Source organism: Bellilinea sp., assembly GCF_034432615.1.
Lineage (GTDB): Bacteria > Chloroflexota > Anaerolineae > Anaerolineales > Anaerolineaceae > Bellilinea.
On the sequence record NZ_DAOUBL010000022.1, the window covers coordinates 1 to 2272 of the forward strand.

3 protein-coding genes are annotated in these 2272 nt (G+C 58.8%); all 3 read right to left on the reverse strand.

Translation table 11 applies throughout. The features are described 5' to 3' along the window. Positions 1-258: hypothetical protein (locus VAE48_RS01130; RefSeq protein WP_322791468.1), on the reverse strand; the 258-nt coding region annotated here is incomplete at its 3' end. A gap of 284 nt (positions 259-542) precedes the next feature. Further along, the gene (locus tag VAE48_RS01135) at positions 543-1265 is read right to left on the reverse strand and encodes an alanyl-tRNA editing protein (protein WP_322791469.1); all 723 of its coding nucleotides are present in this window, start codon (positions 1263-1265) and stop codon (positions 543-545) included. Positions 1266-1288: 23 nt separating this feature from the next. After that, a complete protein-coding gene (locus VAE48_RS01140; protein ID WP_322791470.1) occupies positions 1289-2218 on the reverse strand; it encodes a type II CAAX endopeptidase family protein in 930 nt (309 codons plus the stop codon). Positions 2219-2272 lie beyond the last annotated feature (54 nt).

The following is a 2272-nucleotide window of genomic DNA, read 5'->3' on the forward strand; positions in this document are numbered from 1 at the left end:
GTAACCGAGACAGATCAGCGCGGCAACTTCCTGCTCGCGCGGGGTGAGCAGCTTCCAGCACCGCCAGGCCTCCTCATTCTGACGGCGGTGCTGCAGGCCGGCCTCGATCAGCGTCTGCAGAATCTCCTCCGGCGGGCGCTGCTCCTGATCCGCCAGCTGACGCAGGGACTGTTCCAGACGGGCATCGAGGGCAAAGGTGCGCTGCTGCTGCCCTGCCTCCTCCCTGAAAAGGTTCAACAGGCGCTTCCAGAGGTTCATAATCTTATTTTATAGAATAATTGTTCTATTGTCAAGCAAAACGCTGTGGAAAATTGCGCATTCTCAAAGTCGTTTGGCTGCTCAGTCATTCTGCTTCTAACCGGTTTAGGGATACCCTGCCAGTAACGACACGAACCCCCTCCTGCGCCTCCCCCAATATCGCTTTGGCGATATTGGGGGAGGTGGGTGGGGGTTGTTTTGCCACAATTTGAGTTTCGACACAAAGTTTTAGGATTGTCAAGCAACTTTGAGAAAGCCATACTCCACGACTGCCGCGCCACTCTTCAGTCCAGTTCAATATAAAGCCGTTTGTTGATGCGTCCCTTGCTTTTGTAATCCACCACGCGGATGGGGCCTACTTCGCGCGTGTTGGCCACATGCGTGCCGCCGTCTGCCTGCAAATCCAGTCCCACAATTTCAACCGTGCGCACTTCCTGAATTTCCGGCGGCAGCAGGTTGATTTTGGTACGAATCAAATCGGGAATCTGAAAAGCAATTTCGCGCGGCAGAATCTGCACCCGCACCGGATGAGCGGCTTCCACTTCGCGATTGACAGCCTGCTCGATGACCGCTACCAGATCGGCAGTCAGGGATTCAAATTCAAAATCCATGCGCCCCTTGAGGGGTTCCATTTCGCCGCCGGTGACCAGCGCGCCGTAATCCCGAAAAACCACGCCGCAGAGGATGTGCAGGGCGGTATGGGTACGCATCAGCGCATAGCGCCGATCCCAGTCCAGCGCGCCATGCAGAGTCACGCCGGGTTGGGGCAGGCCGGCTTCACCTGCCAGCGTATGCCAGATACCGGCGGGTGTTTTCTTCACCCGCGCCACCTGCCAGACGCCACCATTTTCATCACTCAACATGCCGCCGTCACACGGCTGACCGCCCCCGCCGGGGTAAAACGCAGTTCTATCCAGCAGGACAGCACGGTTTTCCTCATCCACCTCCATCACACGGGCGGTAAAGTCTTTCAGGTAACTGTCGGTAGCGTAAAGCAATTCGGTCATGGTGTATCCTCATCTTCGCTTGGTTAAATCATCCACTGCCAGCCCAGCGCAAAGAGCAGCAGATTGACAACGGTATGGGCCACAATCGCCGATTTCAACCCGCCCTGCGCCTGAACCAGCCAGGCAAAGCCAATTCCTGCCACAAAAGCGGGCAGCCATAACAACGGACGCAGCTGCAGGGTGGCAAACAGCGCCGCCGAAGCCAGCACCGCCCCCCCGCTTCCCAGCCGCGGTTGCCAGCGGCTGATTAACTCGCCGCGGAAGAAACGTTCTTCGGCCCACGGGGCGATCAGAACACCGGTCAGAAAGGTTGCCCAGCGGATAAGGGGGGCAATTTCCAGCGGCTGGGTCATTTCGGCGGCCGCCATTGCGCTTTCCACCCAGGCCCGGCCGATGCTGAACAGGTAAGCGCACATGAGCGCGATGGCCGCTCCGCCCAACAGGCCGCTCAGCCAGGCCGGGGGCAGGGCCCTGCGGGTTTGGACAAATGGATGCGGCAGGCCTTGAACGCCGGGAATGGCAAGAAATGCCAGGATCAATGCCTGCCAGAGAAACAACCACGGTTGACCGGGAAACAGCGGCGAACGCAGGCTCAGGGCGGGCAAAGTCTGTTCCAGATTGCTGAAACGGGAGGTCAGCAGGCGGTCCAGCCCAAAATAAACCGCCGCGGGCAGCAGGTAGGCCAGCAGCAGGACGAGCAGGATGGGATGGAGCACCGGCTGAGAAACCGCGCTGCGCAGGATGAACCCCAGCGCGCCGACTGCAAAACCCAACACCAGCAGGGTCAGAATGGAAATCAGCACAACAATTGTTTCGGCGGGCGTCTGCGGCTGATTCTGAATCAGCCACAGCAGGCCGACCGTCAGCAGCAACAGCAATAACCCGCCGCCGGCAAACGCCAGCGCAATCCGCCAGCTGGTGGAAAGACGCAGCGAATTTGCAGGTCGTTTCATGGGTTAATTGTACACCTCAAATCAACAGCGGCGTGCAGGGTTGAGTTGCACGCC